The organism is Nocardia anaemiae NBRC 100462 (genome assembly GCF_001612725.1).
GTDB classification, from domain to species: domain Bacteria; phylum Actinomycetota; class Actinomycetes; order Mycobacteriales; family Mycobacteriaceae; genus Nocardia; species Nocardia anaemiae.
On the sequence record NZ_BDAZ01000047.1, the window covers coordinates 79,543 to 96,710 of the forward strand.

Annotated in this window: 18 protein-coding genes; 12 read left to right on the top strand and 6 right to left on the bottom strand. The window is 65.5% G+C overall.

What is annotated here, in order from left to right; genetic code table 11:
* Positions 1-11 precede the first annotated feature (11 nt).
* Positions 12-950, bottom strand: a complete 939-nt coding sequence (locus NA5_RS26075; protein ID WP_062990564.1) for an RNA polymerase sigma-70 factor — start codon at positions 948-950, stop codon at positions 12-14.
* 168 nt (positions 951-1,118) lie between these two features.
* Here NA5_RS26075 and NA5_RS26080 point away from each other — a divergent pair, with 168 nt between their 5' ends.
* Positions 1,119-1,604 (top strand): carboxymuconolactone decarboxylase family protein, encoded by a 486-nt coding sequence (locus NA5_RS26080; RefSeq protein WP_062990654.1) that lies wholly within the window; start codon positions 1,119-1,121, stop codon positions 1,602-1,604.
* Between the two features lie 300 nt (positions 1,605-1,904).
* On the opposite strand, the gene NA5_RS26085 is transcribed toward NA5_RS26080, so the two are convergent.
* From NA5_RS26085 to NA5_RS26105, 5 genes are all read right to left on the bottom strand, one after another.
* A complete protein-coding gene (locus NA5_RS26085; protein ID WP_062990566.1) occupies positions 1,905-2,621 on the bottom strand; it encodes a metal-dependent hydrolase in 717 nt (238 codons plus the stop codon).
* A 44-nt stretch (positions 2,622-2,665) separates the two neighbouring features.
* Positions 2,666-3,025, bottom strand: coding sequence for a DUF4913 domain-containing protein (locus NA5_RS26090; protein ID WP_062990568.1), 360 nt, complete (start codon positions 3,023-3,025; stop codon positions 2,666-2,668).
* An 86-nt stretch (positions 3,026-3,111) separates the two neighbouring features.
* On the bottom strand, positions 3,112-5,370 hold the full coding sequence (locus NA5_RS26095; protein WP_062990570.1) for a serine/threonine-protein kinase: 2,259 nt from the start codon (positions 5,368-5,370) through the stop codon (positions 3,112-3,114).
* 187 nt (positions 5,371-5,557) lie between these two features.
* Entirely contained in the window at positions 5,558-7,786 is a 2,229-nt protein-coding gene (gene katG, locus NA5_RS26100; protein WP_062990572.1) for a catalase/peroxidase HPI, read from the bottom strand.
* 42 nt (positions 7,787-7,828) lie between these two features.
* Positions 7,829-8,242 carry a Fur family transcriptional regulator gene (locus tag NA5_RS26105; RefSeq protein WP_371856463.1) on the bottom strand — a complete coding sequence of 138 codons (414 nt, stop codon included), beginning with the start codon at positions 8,240-8,242 and terminating at the stop codon, positions 7,829-7,831.
* Between the two features lie 254 nt (positions 8,243-8,496).
* On the opposite strand from NA5_RS26105, the gene NA5_RS26110 reads away from it, so the two are divergent.
* The 11 genes from NA5_RS26110 (at position 8,497) to NA5_RS26155 (ending at position 17,166) form a co-directional block, all read left to right on the top strand.
* Positions 8,497-8,871 carry a hydrogenase maturation nickel metallochaperone HypA/HybF gene (locus NA5_RS26110; protein WP_062990576.1) on the top strand — a complete coding sequence of 125 codons (375 nt, stop codon included), beginning with the start codon at positions 8,497-8,499 and terminating at the stop codon, positions 8,869-8,871.
* Positions 8,829-9,671 carry a hydrogenase nickel incorporation protein HypB gene (gene hypB, locus NA5_RS26115; RefSeq protein WP_062990578.1) on the top strand — a complete coding sequence of 281 codons (843 nt, stop codon included), beginning with the start codon at positions 8,829-8,831 and terminating at the stop codon, positions 9,669-9,671. Before NA5_RS26110 ends, hypB begins: the two co-directional genes overlap by 43 nt.
* 91 nt (positions 9,672-9,762) lie before the next feature.
* A complete protein-coding gene (locus NA5_RS26120; protein ID WP_062990580.1) occupies positions 9,763-10,818 on the top strand; it encodes an NADH-quinone oxidoreductase subunit B family protein in 1,056 nt (351 codons plus the stop codon).
* A gap of 11 nt (positions 10,819-10,829) precedes the next feature.
* The gene (locus tag NA5_RS26125; protein ID WP_062990582.1) at positions 10,830-12,626 is read left to right on the top strand and encodes a nickel-dependent hydrogenase large subunit; all 1,797 of its coding nucleotides are present in this window, start codon (positions 10,830-10,832) and stop codon (positions 12,624-12,626) included.
* Between the two features lie 32 nt (positions 12,627-12,658).
* On the top strand, positions 12,659-13,573 hold the full coding sequence (locus tag NA5_RS26130; protein ID WP_062990656.1) for a NifU family protein: 915 nt from the start codon (positions 12,659-12,661) through the stop codon (positions 13,571-13,573).
* A complete protein-coding gene (locus NA5_RS26135) occupies positions 13,570-14,205 on the top strand; it encodes a DUF5947 family protein (RefSeq protein WP_062990584.1) in 636 nt (211 codons plus the stop codon). The genes NA5_RS26130 and NA5_RS26135 overlap by 4 nt, the downstream gene beginning before the upstream one ends.
* The gene (locus NA5_RS26140) at positions 14,202-14,849 is read left to right on the top strand and encodes a DUF6084 family protein (RefSeq protein ID WP_062990586.1); all 648 of its coding nucleotides are present in this window, start codon (positions 14,202-14,204) and stop codon (positions 14,847-14,849) included. Before NA5_RS26135 ends, NA5_RS26140 begins: the two co-directional genes overlap by 4 nt.
* Positions 14,846-16,174, top strand: a complete 1,329-nt coding sequence (locus NA5_RS26145; RefSeq protein WP_062990588.1) for a hypothetical protein — start codon at positions 14,846-14,848, stop codon at positions 16,172-16,174. The genes NA5_RS26140 and NA5_RS26145 overlap by 4 nt, the downstream gene beginning before the upstream one ends.
* A gap of 13 nt (positions 16,175-16,187) precedes the next feature.
* Positions 16,188-16,307, top strand: a complete 120-nt coding sequence (locus tag NA5_RS43285) for a DUF6893 family small protein (RefSeq protein WP_371856460.1) — start codon at positions 16,188-16,190, stop codon at positions 16,305-16,307.
* Positions 16,308-16,328: 21 nt separating this feature from the next.
* The gene (locus tag NA5_RS26150; RefSeq protein ID WP_062990590.1) at positions 16,329-16,646 is read left to right on the top strand and encodes a hypothetical protein; all 318 of its coding nucleotides are present in this window, start codon (positions 16,329-16,331) and stop codon (positions 16,644-16,646) included.
* Complete coding sequence (locus tag NA5_RS26155) at positions 16,612-17,166, top strand: hydrogenase maturation protease (protein ID WP_062990592.1); 555 nt, start codon at positions 16,612-16,614, stop codon at positions 17,164-17,166. The genes NA5_RS26150 and NA5_RS26155 overlap by 35 nt, the downstream gene beginning before the upstream one ends.
* Positions 17,167-17,168 lie beyond the last annotated feature (2 nt).

A 17,168-nucleotide genomic window follows, 5' to 3' on the forward strand; every position in this document is an offset into this window, starting at 1 on the left:
TCCCCGGTGCGTCAGCGGTACAGGGCGGTCTCCCGGTGCAAACGCGACAGCTTCTCGGGATTGCGCACCGAGTAGATCCCGGTAATGAGGCCGTCATCGATGCGCGCGGCCACGACGGAGTCGATGTGGCCGTCGAGTCGCAGGATCAGTGCCGGATAGCCGTTGACGAGGACAGGTTGCGCGGACCTCGCGGTGAGGTTCCCGAGCGCGGCGGCGAGCAAACCCGCGACCGCATCGGAGCCGACGATGGGCACTAGCGCGGCCTGGGCGATTCCGCCGCCGTCGCCGAGGAAGACGACATCCGGTGCGAGAATGTCGAGCAGACTCTGCAGTTCGCCGGTTTCGACGGCCCGCTGGAAGGCCGCGAGCGCGTCTCGGGTCTCGTCCGCAGAAACCACCCCGCGTGGGCGGCGCGCGGCGACATGGGACCGTGCCCGGTACGCGAGCTGGCGGACCGCGGCCGCGCTCTTGTCGACCGCATCGGCAATCTCGTCATACTCGAGATCGAATACCTCGCGCAGCACGAATACCGCTCGCTCGATAGGCGTGAGGGTCTCCAATACCAAGAGCATCGCCATCGAAACGCTGTCGGCGAGCTCGATGTCCTCGGCGACGTCGGGTGCGGTCAGCAAAGGTTCGGGCAGCCAGGGGCCGACGTAGGACTCCTTGCGGCGCCCGAGCGCGCGCAGCCGGTCGAGCGATTGGCGGGTGGCGATTCGGACCAGGTACGCCCGCTGGTCCTGCACCGTGTCGAGATCGACGCCCGACCAGCGCAGCCAGGTCTCTTGTAGTACGTCTTCGGCATCGGCGGCCGAGCCGAGCATCTCGTATGCGACGGTGAACAGCAGATTGCGATGCGCGACAAACGCTTCCGTCGCGGAGTCCGGGCGGTCGTCGCGGCTGGTGCTCGCGCCGCGGTTCGCGGGCGTGGACTGCGACATGCCGGGCATGGGCGGCTCCTGTTCACTTTCGACTCTGTCACCCATCAGACGTCCGGTCCTGTCGTTTCGTAACAGCGAAGCAGCGGTGGTGTGTGTCACATTCAAGTGCTGTTACGTGGACCGGTGTGCCGCCGTCTCATGGTCGTTCAATTCAGCACACGAGTGAGGACCGAAGTGATGGAACCCCGTTTCAACCTGAACGGCAACGAGCTCGGCGCCAAGATCGGCAAGCGTTTCGCCAACACGAGCACGGCGATCATGGAGTCGTCGCTGCCGAAGTCCACTCTGGAGCTGGTGGAGTTGCGTGCCAGCCAGATCAATGGCTGCGGTTACTGCGTCGACGCCCATGCCAAAGAGCTGGCGGCCGCTGGCGAACCAGCGGTTCGGATCAATCTGGTTGCCGCCTGGCGTGAGTCAACCGTGTTCAGCGAGGCCGAGCGGGCCGCACTGGCATTCGCGGAGGAGGGTACTCGTCTCGCCGACGCGAATCTCGGTGTATCCGACGAGACCTGGGCTCAGGTGCGCAAGCACTACGACGACGATCAGATCGCCGCGCTGGTCTACTTGGTCGCCATGATCAACGCCGCCAACCGGCTCCTGGTGATCACGCAGACCAAGGGCGGCTCCTACGTGCCCGGTACGTTCGAGAGCGTGGCGAGCTGATCTATTCGCGGACCCCGGCCCGGGGCATGCGGGCCGGGGTCCGCGGATGGGGGAGCGCTTTCCGCTCGCATGAGCGGGGCCGGACGGGTCGCGGCGGTGATCGAAAGAGTCCACGGGGAACGTATCCGGTGGAACTGCGAGCCTCAGTGCAGCCGTGGAAAATACATCTGACTATCTAGATATGCGTATTGAACTATATAATCCCAACACTGCTAACTCACCAAACCCCAGAGACTCCAAAAAACCGCAAAGAACAGCGGGACCGCCGCTGCGCACAACGACGGCCGCGGCGGCGGGGGACTAGGGATTGACGGAGAAGACGTGCCAGAGCACGGCAAGTGTGGCCAGCGTGAACAACGGTGACAGAATCCAGGTTTCGACCTTGTTCCCGGTCCGTTCGATCACCGGCACGCAGGTACGCAGCGGGAACGGCCAGAACAGTCGGCACCCCTTATCGGTGAGGCAGTCACCGGCGAGGTGGGCGAGCGCCCCGAGCCCGACAGCGAACGGCAACCACGCCGGTTTATCGGTGATCCAGTGATCCATCGCGAACGTTCCTGCCGTGGCGAGGATTACGACCGTGCCCCACGCCTCGATGCCCTCGCCGGCGGGGCACAGATGCAGTGCCCGCACCGCGAGCGCGAGCAGGAAGAAGACCAATCCCAGTGTGAAATACCGTCCGAGCCAGTGCTCACCTGCCCAGGTTCCGTAGGCGACGGCGATGACGAAGGCGAAGGAATGCGTGGCGTGCCGATGTCCACCGGAGATCCAGGAGATCAAGCGGCACAGGTGATAGGAGATCGGACCGAGTACATGCGCGATGGTGCCGTTGGGATGGTCCGCATCAGGCAGCAGTGCGGCCCCCGCGGTGAGAAAGGTACCGAGCAATACCTCGACGGCACCGAGATGCGCGTCGCCTGTGGGCAATACCGGATATACCAACGCCGAGATGGGCAGCGTTGCCGCTGCCACCGACCAGGCGAAAGCGCCGCTGGTCGCATGTGAATGTCCTAGCACCGCATGAAGGTTAGTTGACCACAACCCGTTTCAAACAAACGCGACTAACCAGTGGGTGAAAACGTATCGGGGGGAGGCGATTTCACCGAGAGCGGCCAGAGGCGGTCGGTATGCCCGTTGTGCATGGAACAACCCGCGAACGGTCCGTCGGGATCGAACAGCATGTCCATATGGCTGTCGGCATGGTCCAGAAACCATAGTGACAGGCCCAATGCGCCGTTGAGCCGGTAGAGTTCCCAGGAGTGCCAGAGCGCCTCGAGGCGCGCCACGGCTTCGGTGTGCCGCCACCATTCCGGGCACCAGGCCAGGCCGTTATCGGCTACTTTGCGCCGATAGACCTGGGCCAGGTAGTTCTCGACGAATTCCACGACCGATCCGTAGACCTGTGTCCGCTGCTCTTTCATGGCGCCCCCGAGGCCAGTGGCATTCCAAACAGCTTCGAGAGTAGTCACGAAATCTACTGAGGTCCTTTGGGAAACCTTTGAAAAGGCTAACCGTTGCGCCGCGAACGCGGGTTCACGATGCGATCGAGGGCGTGCAGATCCGATTCCAATGCGTAGAACACGCGCAGCGCGCCGACGAATGCGAAAAGACCGACCACGCAGAGGATGACGATGGCACCGATCACCATCTGCTGTTGTGCCGCGTCGAGATAGGCCAGACCACCTGCCACCCCGATCAGCGGGACGGAGGCTGCGATGCCGAGATAAATGCGGCTGCGCCGTGCGAGCCGCCGCAATCGGGCGGCGTCATCGGGGGAGCTCTGCCCGGTAGCGAGCAAACCTGGGTAGTACCAGCGCAATACGAAGAACGTGATCGGGAAGTAGGAGTACACGACCGCGACCGCGGCCGAGACCAGATGGGATGCGATGAGGTTGATGGTGAATCCGGTGGCTAGGTCCGCGGTGTAATGAAGCTGTGTAAGGAAGATCACCAGGGATAACACCCACCCCGCGAAGCCGACCACCGCGATGCGGTCGCCGCATGCGAGAGTATCGGCGCGCGCTCGCGTGAGGGTCTGCTCGTCGAAGTGCTTACCGCGCCTCAATCCGTCGGGAACCAGGAACACCAGACGGCACCAATACAGCAGGGCGAGAATGCCGACCGGGTAGCCGATCGCGCCGAGCAGGGTTGCGAGACGTTGCAGTTGGGCGCTCGCCTCGGCGGTGAGTTGTGCGTCGAGCAGACGCGTGTTGTGCGCGGAAAGATAGAGCGCGCCGAGGAATTGCCCGAGCATGCTGGACAGCGTGACCACCGGCATCGGCCGCATCCGCAGTTTGGCGCGGATGCTGCGCGCCGGCGGGTCGACGAGGTCGCGGGCGGTGCGGTCCAGGGTGAGATCGAGTTGACTGGCGAATTCGGCGCCGGTGGTGAAGCGGTCGGCGGGATCGGGGGACAGGCAGGTGAGCAGGGCATGCTGCAGTACCGGTGGGCAGTCCGGCGGTATATCGGCGGCGAAGCGGTCGGGGACCGGCTGGCGGCGCACTTCGATCATCCGTTCCAGTGAGGTATCCGATTCGCCCGCACCGCGTTCGTCGTCGAAGGGGAGTCGGCCGGTGAGCAGTTCCCACAGCACGACCGCGAGTGCGTACAGATCGCTTCGGGTGTCGAGGTCCGCCGCGGTGGTGGCCATGGTCGGATGGCAGGCCTCGAGCTGTTCGGGGGACATGTAGGCCAGTGAGCCGCCGAAGTAGGCGGCGGGGCTGGCGCCCGGAATGTGACGGCTGAAGCTGATATTGAAGTCGGCGAGCTTGGGTTGTCCGTCGACGGTGAGCAGTACGTTCGCGGGTTTGATATCGCGGTGCAGCACGCCCGCGTGGTTGGCGTAGTCCAGTGCGGAGGCGAGTCGACTGCCCAGCCACGCAACGGTTTCCGGCCAGCTCAGCCGAGCGAGTTCGGTGCGGGTGGGGGATGGTTGTGGTTCGAGCACCCCGCCGCTGGCGGCCGCTTCGTCGACGGCATCGAGGAGTAGGCGACCGGTCTTGCCTTCGACGCCGGTGCGGCGCAGCAGCCGCAGCACGCCGAGCAGGGTGCCGCCGGGCACGTACTGCATATACATCAATTTCAGGTGCTGATCGGCGATTTGGCGTTGATCGAAGACGCGCACGATGTTCTCGTGATCGAGTTGGGCCAGCGTCTGTCCCTCGCTGCCGCGGTCATGGGAGATCTTGACCGCGACGAGTCGCTGCATCGAGCGCTGCCGCGCCAGGAAGACTCGGCCGAACGCGCCCTGGCCGAGCAGGATCAACATGTCGAAATCGTCAACGGTCGCACCGGGATTGATGGAGTCGAGCGTCGCCAGTGCGGCCGGGTCGGTCAGGACGGTGCTGCGGAAGTGATCGCCATCGAGGCGGTCGGCGATCCGCGCCATCTGCTGGGAATACCGTTGTTCGTATTCAGTGAGATCCAGATCCTGATCGAACTGGCGGCGCGCGGTGATCTCCTCGTAGATCAGATCCGGTGGCAGTGGGGCGCTGTCGAGTTCGGGAAATTCGGCAAGGTATTCGTCGAGGCGCTTTTCGGCCTTCTTGCGGATCGACCGGTGATGCAGATCGACCTTGATCAACTCGATGAGCGCCGAACGCCGAAGCGCGGTCTCGGTGGGCAGATGTGGGATCAGCTCGGGCGGTTCGCCCGCGGCCTCCCACTCACCTGCGAAATCGGCGACCGCCCTGGCCAATACGGCCTGAGCCGCCATCGCGCGATCCCCACCATGTTCCGGTGGTACCGCGCCGAGCTGGGTATTCATTGTCGGCTCACTCGATCAAGGTTGGTGTCCCGGACAGAAACCGAGAATATTCGATTATCGTCGTCGGTTGCTGATCTTCGCTACCGGAGGGTCCGGCTCACATGACGGCGCCCCCGCGAACCATGGGAGTTCGCGGGGGCGCCGCGTGCGGAGGACCGGCCGGAGTCGGTCGGTCATTCCTCCTTCATCACACCAGGTCGAACCGGTCCAGGTTCGACACCTTGACCCACGCGGCGATGAAGTCGTTGACGAACTTCTCCTTCGAGTCGTCGGTCGCGTAAACCTCCGCGAGGGCGCGCAGCTGCGAGTTCGACCCGAAGACCAGATCGACGCGGCTGCCGGTCCACTTGACCGCGCCGGTGGCGCGATCGGTGCCTTCGTAGGTTCCGTCATCGGTGGCCGACGGCTCCCACTTCGTGCCCATATCGAGCAGGTTCACGAAGAAGTCGTTGGTCAACGATCCCGGGTTGGTGGTGAATACGCCCAGCGGCGACTGCTTGTGGTTGGCACCGAGGACGCGCAGACCACCGATGAGGACGGTCAGCTCGGGAGCGCTGAGGGTCAGCAGGTTCGCCCGGTCGATCAGCAGGTACTCGGCGGGGATGCGGTTGCCCTTGCCGAGGTAGTTGCGGAAACCGTCGGCAGTCGGCTCGAGCGCGGAGAAGGACTCCACATCGGTCTGCTCCTGGGTGGCGTCCGTGCGACCCGGGGTGAACGGCACCTCGACGTCGTAACCGGCGTTCTTGGCGGCCTGCTCGACGGCCGCGGCGCCGCCGAGCACGACGAGGTCGGCGAAGGACACCCGGGTGTTGCCGGTCTGGGCGGAGTTGAAGGACTCCTGGATGCCCTCGAGGACGCGTACCACCTGGGCGAGTTCGTCGGGCTCGTTGACCTCCCAACCGGCCTGCGGCTGCAGGCGGATGCGTCCGCCGTTGGCGCCGCCGCGCTTGTCGCTGCCGCGGAACGACGCCGCGGCTGCCCACGTGGTCGAAACGAGCTGTGCGACAGTCAGTCCCGAGGCCAGGATCTGGCTCTTGAGTGCGGCGATATCGGCTGCCCCGATGAGGTCGTAGTCAGCGGCCGGGACCGGGTCCTGCCACAGCAGCGTCTCCTCCGGCACCTCCGGTCCGAGGTAGAGGACCTTCGGACCCATATCGCGGTGGGTCAGCTTGTACCAAGCCTTGCCGAATTCCGCGGTGAGTTCTTCGGGGTGCTCGAGCCAGCGACGGGTGATCTGTTCGTAGATCGGGTCGATCCGCAGCGAGAGGTCCGTTGTCAGCATGACCGGGGGGTGGGACTTGGACGGGTCGTGGGCATCGACCACGGTGCCCGCGCCCGCGCCGTCCTTGGGAATCCACTGGTTGGCACCGGCGGGGCTCTTGGTGAGCTCCCACTCGTAGCCGTAGAGGGTTTCGAGGAAGCTGTTGTCCCACTTGGTCGGGGTGGGCGTCCAGGTGCCCTCCAGACCACTGGTGATCGCGTCCTTGCCGACACCGGTGCCGAAGGCGCTGGTCCAGCCGAGACCCTGCTCTTCGAGCGAGGCGGCCTCGGGCTCGGGACCGACGAGTCCGGCATCGCCTGCGCCGTGGGTCTTGCCGAAGGTGTGGCCGCCGACGATCAGCGCGGCCGTTTCGATATCGTTCATGGCCATGCGGCGGAACGTCTCGCGGATGTCGACGGCCGCGGCGAGCGGATCCGGATTGCCGTTGGGGCCTTCCGGATTCACGTAGATCAGACCCATTTGGACTGCGGCCAACGGGCTTTCCAGATCGCGGGTGCCGGTGTAGCGCTCGTCGCCGAGCCAGGTCTGCTCGGGACCCCAGTACACGTCCTCCTCGGGTTCCCACTGGTCGACGCGGCCGCCGCCGAATCCGAAGGTCGGAAAGCCCATGTCTTCGAGCGCGACATTGCCTGCGTAGACCATGAGGTCGGCCCAGGAGAGTTTTTTGCCGTACTTCTTCTTGACCGGCCAGAGCAGGCGTCGGGCCTTGTCGAGGTTTCCGTTGTCGGGCCAGCTGTTGAGCGGGGCGAAGCGCTGCATACCGGCACCGGCTCCGCCGCGGCCATCGCTGATCCGGTAGGTGCCCGCGGCATGCCAGGCCATCCGGATGAAGAACGGTCCGTAGTGACCGAAGTCGGCGGGCCACCAGTCCTGGGAGGTGGTCATGACCTCGACGATGTCGGCCTTGACGGCGGCCAGATCGAGGGTTTTGAATTCCGCGGCGTAGTCGAAGTCCGCGTCCATGGGGTTGGCTACGGCCGGATTCTTCTGCAGGATCTTGAGATTGAGCTGGTTCGGCCACCAGTCACGGTTGCTTCCGCCTTCGGCTGGGGACTTGAGGCGACCGGCAACGGGGCAACCACCGGCGGCGGGTTCGGTATTGGCCTCTCCGATGGGCGGATGTTCCTCGGGCACGGCATTTCCTTTCGGGGGAGTGAGTGGTGAATCGGGCTGTGATCACGGGTGTGATCCGGACATTTGCGCCGAGCAGTCGGGGCACAGGCCCCAATAGATGACCTCGGCCTCGTCGAGTACGAATCCGTTGTCGTGTGATGCGGTCAGGCAGGGCGCCTCGCCGACGGCGCAGTCGACATCGGCGATGACGCCGCATGAGCGGCACACGACATGGTGATGGTTATCGCCGATGCGCGTTTCGTAGCGCGCGACCGATCCCATCGGTTGGATGCGCCGCAGCAGACCGGCGGCGGTCAGTGCGCGCAACACGTCGTATACCGCCTGATGGGATACCGCACCGAGCGTCTGGCGCACATGACCGAGAATCGAGTCCGTATCGGAGTGCGGATGCTCGTGCACGGCAGTCAACACGGCAATCCGCGGCGCCGTAACGCGCAGCGACGCCCCGCGCAGCATGCGCTCGAATTCCGAATTGCTGGACACGTTCAAGAGTATGACTGATTCAAGTCTTTGTTGGGCAGTGTTTCGAGAAAACTCGAGAAGATCGCACAATCCCTGCGCGCTGCGGACACTGTCGCGTGTGGTGAACCCACAATCGGGCACCCGTGCGGGGGCTCGGAAGGCTCTTTCCGTGGCATCGACGATTTCGTCCGCGGTCGATTTGCCTGGGAGTAGCCTCAAGAGGGTCCACTCGAGGGATCGAGGCCGCGATGCACGAAATGGCTATTACCCAGAGTGTCATCGACGCCGTCTGCGAACATGCGGCGGGACGCACGGTGTACTCCGTCACGGTCGAGGTCGGCGCGCTGTGTGCGGTCGTGCCCGACGCCATGCGGTTCTGTTTCGATGTTGCCGCCGAGGCGACGGTCGCCGAGGGCGCGCAACTGATCCTGGTACCCATCCCTGGCGTCGCGGCGTGCCGCAGCTGCGGCGCCGAATTCCGGCTCGCCGATCCGATCCTGCTGTGTTCCTGCGGCAGCGCCGATGTCGAGATCCGATCCGGGCGTGAGCTGCGTATCCGATCGATGGAGGTGAGTCAGACATGTGCCGAACCTGTGGATGTGGCGACGACACCGCCGCGGTGATCCGAGTCCCGCACGACCATCAGCACGGGGCCGGGCCCGACCACGCCCACCAGCCCGAACATCATCACGACCATGAGCATGCGCGCGGCGCCGACCACGTCCACCTGCCCGCCACCGAGACGGTCAGCTTGGAGCTGAAGGTCCTCGCGAAAAACGACGAACTGGCACAACGCAACCGGGCCTGGCTGGCCGAGCGCGACATCGTCGCATTCAATATGACCAGCTCCCCGGGTGCGGGCAAGACCACACTGCTGGAACGCACGATCGGCGAGTCCGGTGTGCGGCCGATCGCGGTGATCGAGGGCGATCAGGCGACGGTGCTCGACGCTGAGCGGGTAACGGCCACCGGCTGTGGCGTCGTGCAGATCAATACCGGCGCGGGATGCCACCTGGATGCCGAGATGATGCACCGTGCGCTGGAGATGCTCGATCCCGCGCCGGGCACGCTGCTGTTTGTGGAGAACGTCGGGAACCTGGTCTGCCCAGCGCTGTTCGATCTGGGTGAGCGCGAGAAGGTGGTCCTCATCTCGGTCACCGAGGGGACCGACAAACCACTGAAGTATCCGCACATGTTCCAGGCGGCGGGACTGGTGCTGGTCAACAAGGTCGATCTGCTGCCCTATGTCGATTTCGATCTGGACCGATGCCGGGAGTACATCAACTCGATCCATCCCGGCGTCGAGGTTCTGCCGCTGTCGGTGACCAGCGGTTCAGGCCTGTCGAGCTGGTACGACTGGCTGGTCGCGCAGCGGTGCGCGGCGGTTCCGGCGTCGCTTGAGGACGTTGCCGGGCGAGCTTAAAGTGTAGTGATCAGGATCACAATTTCGGCGGCCCCTTCTTCGAGAAAGGTGAGATCCGGCCCCGGTGGTCCGCTGCGGAAGGTGGCGAGATATGCCCACTCAGGAAGCAGTAAAAGCAGAAGACACGTTGATCCACGTGCTGTGGATCAACGCGGGACTCAGTTGTGACGGCGACTCGGTCGCGTTGACGGCGGCCACCCAGCCGAGTATCGAAGAAATCGCGCTCGGCGCGCTGCCGGGCCTGCCGAAGATCGCCGTGCACTGGCCGCTGATCGATTTCGAATGCGGCCCCAACGGCGGTGCCGACGATTTCCTGGAGTGGTTCTTCAAGGCGGACCGCGGCGAGCTCGAGCCGTTCGTCCTGGTCGTCGAGGGCTCGATCCCGAATGAGAAGCTGAAGGAAGAAGGCTACTGGTGCGGGTTCGGCAACAATCCCGCCACCGGTCAGCCCATGACGACCAGCGAGTGGTTGGATCGGCTCGCACCGAAGGCGACCGCGATAGTCGCCGCGGGCACCTGCGCGACCTATGGCGGCATCCACGCGATGGCGGGCAATCCGACCGGCGCGATGGGCGTTCCCGATTATCTCGGCTGGGAGTGGAAGAGCAAGGCGGGGATTCCGATCGTTTGTGTGCCCGGCTGCCCGATCCAACCGGACAATCTGTCGGAGACGCTCACCTATCTGCTCTATATGGCGACCGAACAGGCGCCGATGATCCCGCTCGATGAAGCGCTGCGGCCCAAATGGCTGTTCGGTGCGACCGTGCACGAAGGTTGCGACCGCGCGGGCTACTACGAACAGGGTGAATTCGCCACCGAGTACGGCTCGCCGAAATGCATTGTGAAACTGGGCTGTTGGGGCCCGGTGGTCAAGTGCAACGTGCCCAAGCGCGGGTGGATCAATGGCGTCGGTGGCTGCCCGAACGTGGGCGGCATCTGCATCGGCTGCACCATGCCGGGTTTCCCCGACAAGTTCATGCCGTTCATGGACGAACCGCCCGGCGGAAAGTTCTCTTCCACCGCATCGGGGCTCTACGGATCGGTGATCCGCAGTCTCCGTCACATCACCGGACGCACGGTCGACAAAGAGCCGCAGTGGCGGCATAAGGGCCAGAAGCTGGAAACCGGCGCGACCCGCACCTGGTAGGAGGATCTCTGATGACACAGATCATCCCGGAGCCGTCGCACCGAACGATCGAGCCGGACCGTCTCGTCGAGATGGCCTGGGACCCGATCACTCGGATCGTCGGCAGCCTAGGCATCTACACCAAGATCGATTTCGACAATCGGGAAGTCGTCGAGTGCCACAGCACCTCATCGATCTTCCGCGGCTATTCGATCTTCATGCGGGGTAAGGACCCGCGCGACGCGCACTTCATCACCAGCCGCATCTGCGGTATCTGCGGCGACAACCACGCCACCTGTTCGTGCTACTGCCAGAACATGGCCTATGGCGTGCGTCCGCCGCACCTGGGGGAGTGGATCGTCAACCTCGGTGAAGCGGCCGAGTACATGTTCGACCACAACATCTTTCAGGAGAACCTGGTCGGCGTCGACTTCTGCGAGAAGATGGTCGCGGAGACCAATCCCGGCGTGCTGGCCAGGGCGGAGAACACCGAGGCACCGCACGCCGGCGAGCACGGCCACCGCACGATCGCCGACATCATGCGCGCGCTCAACCCGTTCTCCGGCGACTTCTACCGGGAGGCACTGCAGGTCAGCCGCTACACCCGCGAGATGTTCTGCCTGATGGAAGGCAGACACGTGCACCCGTCGACGTTGTATCCCGGCGGTCCCGGCACGGTCGCGACCATCCAGTTGATGACCGACTACATGTCCCGGTTGATGCGCTACGTGGAGTTCATGAAGAAGGTCGTGCCGATGCACGACGACCTTTTCGACTTCTTCTACGAGGCGCTGCCCGGCTACGAGAAGGTCGGCCTGCGGCGTACGCTGCTGGGTTGCTGGGGCTCGTTCCAGGATCCCGAGGTATGCAACTTCGCATACAAGGACATGGAGGACTGGGGCCGCAAGATGTTCGTGACCCCCGGCGTCGTCGTCGACGGCAAGTTGCTCACCACCTCCCTGGTCGATATCAACTTGGGTCTGCGGATCCTGTTGGGCAGTTCGTATTACGAGGACTGGACCGACCAGGACATGTTCGTCGAGACCGATCCGCTGGGTAACCCGGTGGACCGGCGCCACCCCTGGAACCAGCACACCAACCCCAAACCGCAGAAGCGTGACCTGGAGGACAAGTACAGCTGGGTGATGTCGCCACGGTGGTTCGACGGCACCGACCATCTCGCGCTGGACACCGGTGGCGGTCCGCTGGCGCGGCTGTGGGCGACGGCGCTGGCCGGTTTGGTCGATATCGGCTATGTGAAGGCGACCGGGAACAGCGTGCAGATCAACCTGCCCAAGACCGCGCTGAAAGGCCCGGCGACGCTGGAATGGAAGATCCCCGCGCACGGCAGCAACACCATCGAGCGCGATCGGGCGCGCACCTACTTCCAGGCGTATGCGGCGGCGTGTGCGCTGCACTTTGCGGAGAAGGCGATGGCCGAGATCCGAGCGGGGCACACCAAGACCTGGGAGCAGTTCGAGGTGCCCGACGAAGGCATCGGGTGCGGCTTCACCGAGGCGGTGCGTGGGGTGCTGTCGCATCACATGGTGATCCGGGACGGGAAGATCGCGAACTACCACCCGTATCCACCGACGCCGTGGAACGCCAGCCCACGAGACAGCTTCGGCACACCGGGCCCGTACGAGGACGCGGTGCAGGGCCAGCCGATCTTCGAGGAGAACGACCGCGAACACTTCAAGGGCATCGACATCATGCGCACCGTGCGCAGCTTCGATCCCTGCCTGCCCTGCGGCGTCCACATGTATCTCGGCAAGGGACAGACGCTGGAGAAACTGCATTCACCGACGCAGACGCTCACCCCGCAGTGAGTCCGCGTCGGGCGAGACGACCGGAGGTGACGGTGGAGGATCGCCCAGACGACCAGGACAACGCGACGTTCGGTGAATCCCGGTGGCGTGCGGCCGGTGATCGCATCGAAACGCTGCTCGAGGCGAGTTCGGCGGGTGGTGCGGCCGCCCGCGAGCGCGCCGAGCAACTCGTGCGCGAGGTCGTCGAACTCTACGGCGCGGGGCTCACCCACGTGCTGCGGTTGCTCGACGCCGAGGCGATCGAGCGGCTGGTCGGCGACGATCTGGTCGCGAGCCTGCTGCTCGTGCACGGACTGCACCCGCACGACATGCAGACCAGGGTGCGCACAGCGCTGGACAGCGTGCGCCCGTATCTGGGTTCGCACGGCGGCGACGTCCACCTGGTCGACATCACCGACGGGGTGGTCCGCTTGGAACTGGCGGGCAGTTGCCGCAGCTGTCCATCGTCGTCGGTGACGCTGGAACTGGCCGTGCAGGACGCGGTGCGGGCCGCGGCACCGGAAATCGAATCCATCGAAGTCGTTGCCGCACAGCCGGAATCGGCACAGGTGATATCCGCCGACGCGCTGTTCTCGCGGGTGCACTCGGCCGGTCAGCGGTCCGGCAACTGGGTCGCGGTCCCGGAGCTGGCCGAGCTCCACGCCGGTGAGGTTGGCGGGTTCACCGTGGCCGGGCTGGCGGTGCTGGCCTGCCGGATGGGGGAGGACGTGTACGTCTACCGGGACCACTGCCCGGCATGCGACAGCTCGCTGGCGGGGGCGGCGCTGGAGCGTCGGGTGGGATTGCCGGTCGGTGACGCGGTGCTGCGGTGCCCGGCCTGTCGGGCGCACTACGACGTCGTGCACGCGGGAGCCCGCATCGACGGCGACGGACATCTCGAGCCGCTTCCGGTGCTCATGCGCTCCGGTCAGCTGTCAGTGGCGGTACCGATAGGGGTGCGCGGGTGAGTACACCGTTTCGTGCGCTACAGCGGATCGCGGCCGATCGCGGGCCCGCGCCGCGGGCGGGCGAACGGTGCGAGATGTGCGCCGAGCCGATCGCCGACGAGCACCAACACGTCGTCAATGTCGAAGGCAGGCAGCTGATGTGCGTATGCCGCAGCTGCTATCTGCTTTTCGTCGATCAGAACGCGGCGCTGCGCTATCGAGCCGTGCCAGATCGGTATCTCGTATTTCCCGATTTCACGATCAGCCAGGCGGAGTGGGACGCACTGGAGATCCCGGTGGGTCTCGCGTTCTTCTTCCGCAACTCCGCGCTCGGCCGGACAGTGGCGTTCTATCCAGGGCCGGCCGGTGCGACCGAATCGGAATTGCCACTGCAGCAGTGGAATTCGATTCTGCACCGACATCCCGAGCTGAACGAACTCGCACCCGATGTGGAGGCCCTGCTGATCCGGGTTCCCGATCGCGGGACCGAGCACGCAGCCTGCCTGCTGCTACCGATCGACGCCTGTTACGAGTTCGTCGGCCGCATGCGATTGCTGTGGCGTGGCTTCGACGGCGGCCAGGACGTCCGGCGTTACCTCGACGAGTTCTTCGCCGCCACGGCGGCACGGGCGAAACCGGGCGGTGCGCCATGAGTCCGGTCTACTCCACCACATTCGCCGTGCTGGAGATGAAGCCCGAGCCCTACGCCGTCGCGCCGATGCTGTCCGCGCGAGTCGGCATCGCGGCGCTGGCGGAGGAACCCGTGCACGCCATCGCCCTGCGCGCCCAGGTGCGGATCGAGCCGTTCCGCCGCGGCTACTCCGAGGACGAGGGCGCGGGCTTGGTCGATCTGTTCGGCCCGCGCGAGCGATGGCACGCCACTCAACGCTCGTTCCTCTGGATGCACTGCGCCACCATGGTTCCCGGATTCAGCGGCGGCACCGAAGTGGATCTGCCCATGCCATGCACCTACGACTTCGAGGTGACCGGGTCGAAGTACATGCACGCATTGTGTGAGGGAGTGGTTCCGCTGCTGTTCCTGTTCAGCGGAACGGTATTCATCAAGGGCAGCGCTGGATTCGCGATCCAGCAGATTCCCTGGGACCGCGAAGACAAGTTCGATATGCCGGTATCGGTCTGGCACGCCCTGATGGCCGCGCACTTCCCCAACGCGGGCTGGGTGCGCCTGCACAGGGACACTCTGCAAGCGCTCGCCGCCTACAAATCCAGCCACGGACTGCTCGGTTTCGACGACGCGGTGACCCGACTGCTGACACACCCCCAGGAGCAGCCATGACCACCGCGGAATCCCGTGCCCGTGCCCGCGCGGTGGCCGACGCGGTGCTCTACGAGGGGTATCTGCTGTACCCCTATCGGGCCGACGCGCGAAAGAACCAGTCGCGGTGGCAGTTCGGCGTACTCGGCCCCAACGGAGCCGCGGCGGCGGGACTCGGCGAGGAGTCGACGCTGTGGACGCAGTGCCTGATCGACGCGGGCGAGCACCCCGAACTGACCCTCACGATCCGTTTCCTGCAGCTACAGCGCCGCCAAGTACTCGACGGCGACGGCACCCCGGTCGCCGAGCTGACCCATGACCAGCGGTCGTGGCTGTCCTGGGACGAGGCGGTCGAGCAGGAAATCGTCGTCGGTCCGCTCGCGCCCGCGAATCTCATTCGGTCGCTGCACATTCCGGGCGGAACCGACACCGAGGAAATCGTCGAGGCAGCCGGAGCGGCCGAAGGCGCGTTGGTGCGGACCCGACTTCCGCTCGCCAGCGAACTCGTGCTCGCCACCGACCAGGACGATGGCTACCTGCGGTTGACCGTCGTGCTGCGCAACGTGGGCTCGCCCGCGACCGACCACCGCGACGCCATCGCCCGCTCACTGATCGGCGCACACGTCATCGCGGAAGTCACCGACGGCCAATTCGTTTCGCTGCTGGATCCGCCGCAGGATGCCGCGGCCGCCATCGGGCGCTGCGAGCGGCACCGCTGTTTTCCCGTCCTCGCGGGCCCGCCCGGCGACTACAGCATGCTGCTGATCTCGCCGATCATCCTCTACGACCATCCCGAGATCGCCGAGCAGAGCGCGGGCGCGCTGTTCGACTCCACCGAGATCGACGAAATCCTCACCCTGCGGGTGCTGACGATGACCGACGAGGAGAAAGCCCAGGCCCGTGCCACCGATTCGCGTGCGGCCGAGATCATCGACCGCAGTGAGCGTATGACGCCCGAGGCGATGGGGCAGCTGCACGGCACCCTGCGTGACCCGCACCCACAACGTCCGCAGTTGATCCCGGAGATTCCCGCGGGTATCGACTGGTGGGACCCATTGGCCGACAGCGCCGTTCGACCGGAATCCGACGCGGTCGCGGTCGCGGGCGTGCTGGTGCGCAAGGGCAGCCGGGTCCGGCTGCATCCGGCCCGGCGCGCCGACGCTCAAGACCTGTTCTTCGACGGCAGGTGCGCCCGTGTCGTCACGGTGCATCAGGACGTGGACGGGCAGGGGCACGTCGGGGTCGTCCTGGACGACGATCCGGGCGCTGATCTGCACGAATGGTATGGCCGCTACCTGTATTTCGCGCCCGACGAACTGGAGCCGATCGACGACTCCGAGAAATGAAAGGAACTCCGCTATGGAAAAGCTGGGAGTGATCGCGACGGCTGTCGTCGCCGGGTTGGCGGTGGTGGGCTTGTACATCGGCGTGCGAGCGATCCCGGATCTCCGGCGATACCTCAAGATCCGGCACATGTAGCGGCGACCGGAAAGGAGCATCATGGGTGAGCAACGCGAAGAGCCGCAATCGGCACGGGGTGCACCGGGTTCGCGCGACACCGGCACCGATACCGCAGCCGGAGGTCAGGTCGAACGGAAACCGGGTCACCTCGGCCACGAGGAGACGACCTCGGCGCCCGGCGGCGACGCCGACAAGCAGACGGAGTTCACGACGGAGCCCCCGCCGGATACCGAATCGGCGACCCCACCCTACGAAGGACGTAAAGCCTCGGCCAACGCCCCCGGCGAGACGGCGACCGGCAAGGTCGACGACGCGGAAGTCGATGGAGCGACAGCGCCGACCGAGGGAGGGGGGTGAGTCGACGGCTACCGTGCTGATCGCCGGGATCGGCAACATCTTCCTCGGCGACGACGGATTCGGACCGGAGGTGGTGCGGCGACTGCCGCGGCACCCCGACGCCGGTGTGCGCGCGGTGGACTACGGCATCCGCGGCATGCACCTCGCCTACGACCTGCTCGATCCCTGGGACGCACTGATACTGGTCGACGCGATACCCGACCGCGGAACCCCTGGAATGGTCGAAGTGTTCGGTGCCGTGCCCGATGATGGCGACACTGCACATCTGGACGCGCACGCGATGAATCCCGCCGCCGTCTTCGCCGGGGTGCGCGCCCTGGGCGGCGTGCTACCGCCGACCGTCGTGGTCGGCTGCCAAGTCGCCTGCGTGGACGAGGGCATCGGACTATCCACGCCGGTAGCCGCCGCGGTGGACGCAGCGGTCGCCACCATCGACGAGGTGCTCACCGAGGTGCTGGCCGCCGCAGCGGCGCAAAACGCCACGCCGGTTCCGCCGGCCACAGCGCAACAGGAGGACTGACC

What these genes read in the sequence shown, in the direction of transcription:
- NA5_RS26075 (WP_062990564.1), bottom strand. Translation starts at nt 950, where the DNA reads ATGCCCGGCATGTCGCAGTCCACGCCCGCGAACCGCGGCGCGAGCACC.
- NA5_RS26080 (WP_062990654.1), top strand. Translation starts at nt 1,119, where the DNA reads ATGGAACCCCGTTTCAACCTGAACGGCAACGAGCTCGGCGCCAAGATC.
- NA5_RS26090 (WP_062990568.1), bottom strand. Translation starts at nt 3,025, where the DNA reads ATGAAAGAGCAGCGGACACAGGTCTACGGATCGGTCGTGGAATTCGTC.
- NA5_RS26095 (WP_062990570.1), bottom strand. Translation starts at nt 5,370, where the DNA reads ATGAATACCCAGCTCGGCGCGGTACCACCGGAACATGGTGGGGATCGC.
- NA5_RS26105 (WP_371856463.1), bottom strand. Translation starts at nt 8,242, where the DNA reads ATGCTGCGCGGGGCGTCGCTGCGCGTTACGGCGCCGCGGATTGCCGTG.
- NA5_RS26110 (WP_062990576.1), top strand. Translation starts at nt 8,497, where the DNA reads ATGCACGAAATGGCTATTACCCAGAGTGTCATCGACGCCGTCTGCGAA.
- hypB (WP_062990578.1), top strand. Translation starts at nt 8,829, where the DNA reads ATGTGCCGAACCTGTGGATGTGGCGACGACACCGCCGCGGTGATCCGA.
- NA5_RS26120 (WP_062990580.1), top strand. Translation starts at nt 9,763, where the DNA reads ATGCCCACTCAGGAAGCAGTAAAAGCAGAAGACACGTTGATCCACGTG.
- NA5_RS26125 (WP_062990582.1), top strand. Translation starts at nt 10,830, where the DNA reads ATGACACAGATCATCCCGGAGCCGTCGCACCGAACGATCGAGCCGGAC.
- NA5_RS26140 (WP_062990586.1), top strand. Translation starts at nt 14,202, where the DNA reads ATGAGTCCGGTCTACTCCACCACATTCGCCGTGCTGGAGATGAAGCCC.
- NA5_RS26145 (WP_062990588.1), top strand. Translation starts at nt 14,846, where the DNA reads ATGACCACCGCGGAATCCCGTGCCCGTGCCCGCGCGGTGGCCGACGCG.
- NA5_RS43285 (WP_371856460.1), top strand. Translation starts at nt 16,188, where the DNA reads ATGGAAAAGCTGGGAGTGATCGCGACGGCTGTCGTCGCCGGGTTGGCG.
- NA5_RS26150 (WP_062990590.1), top strand. Translation starts at nt 16,329, where the DNA reads ATGGGTGAGCAACGCGAAGAGCCGCAATCGGCACGGGGTGCACCGGGT.
- NA5_RS26155 (WP_062990592.1), top strand. Translation starts at nt 16,612, where the DNA reads ATGGAGCGACAGCGCCGACCGAGGGAGGGGGGTGAGTCGACGGCTACC.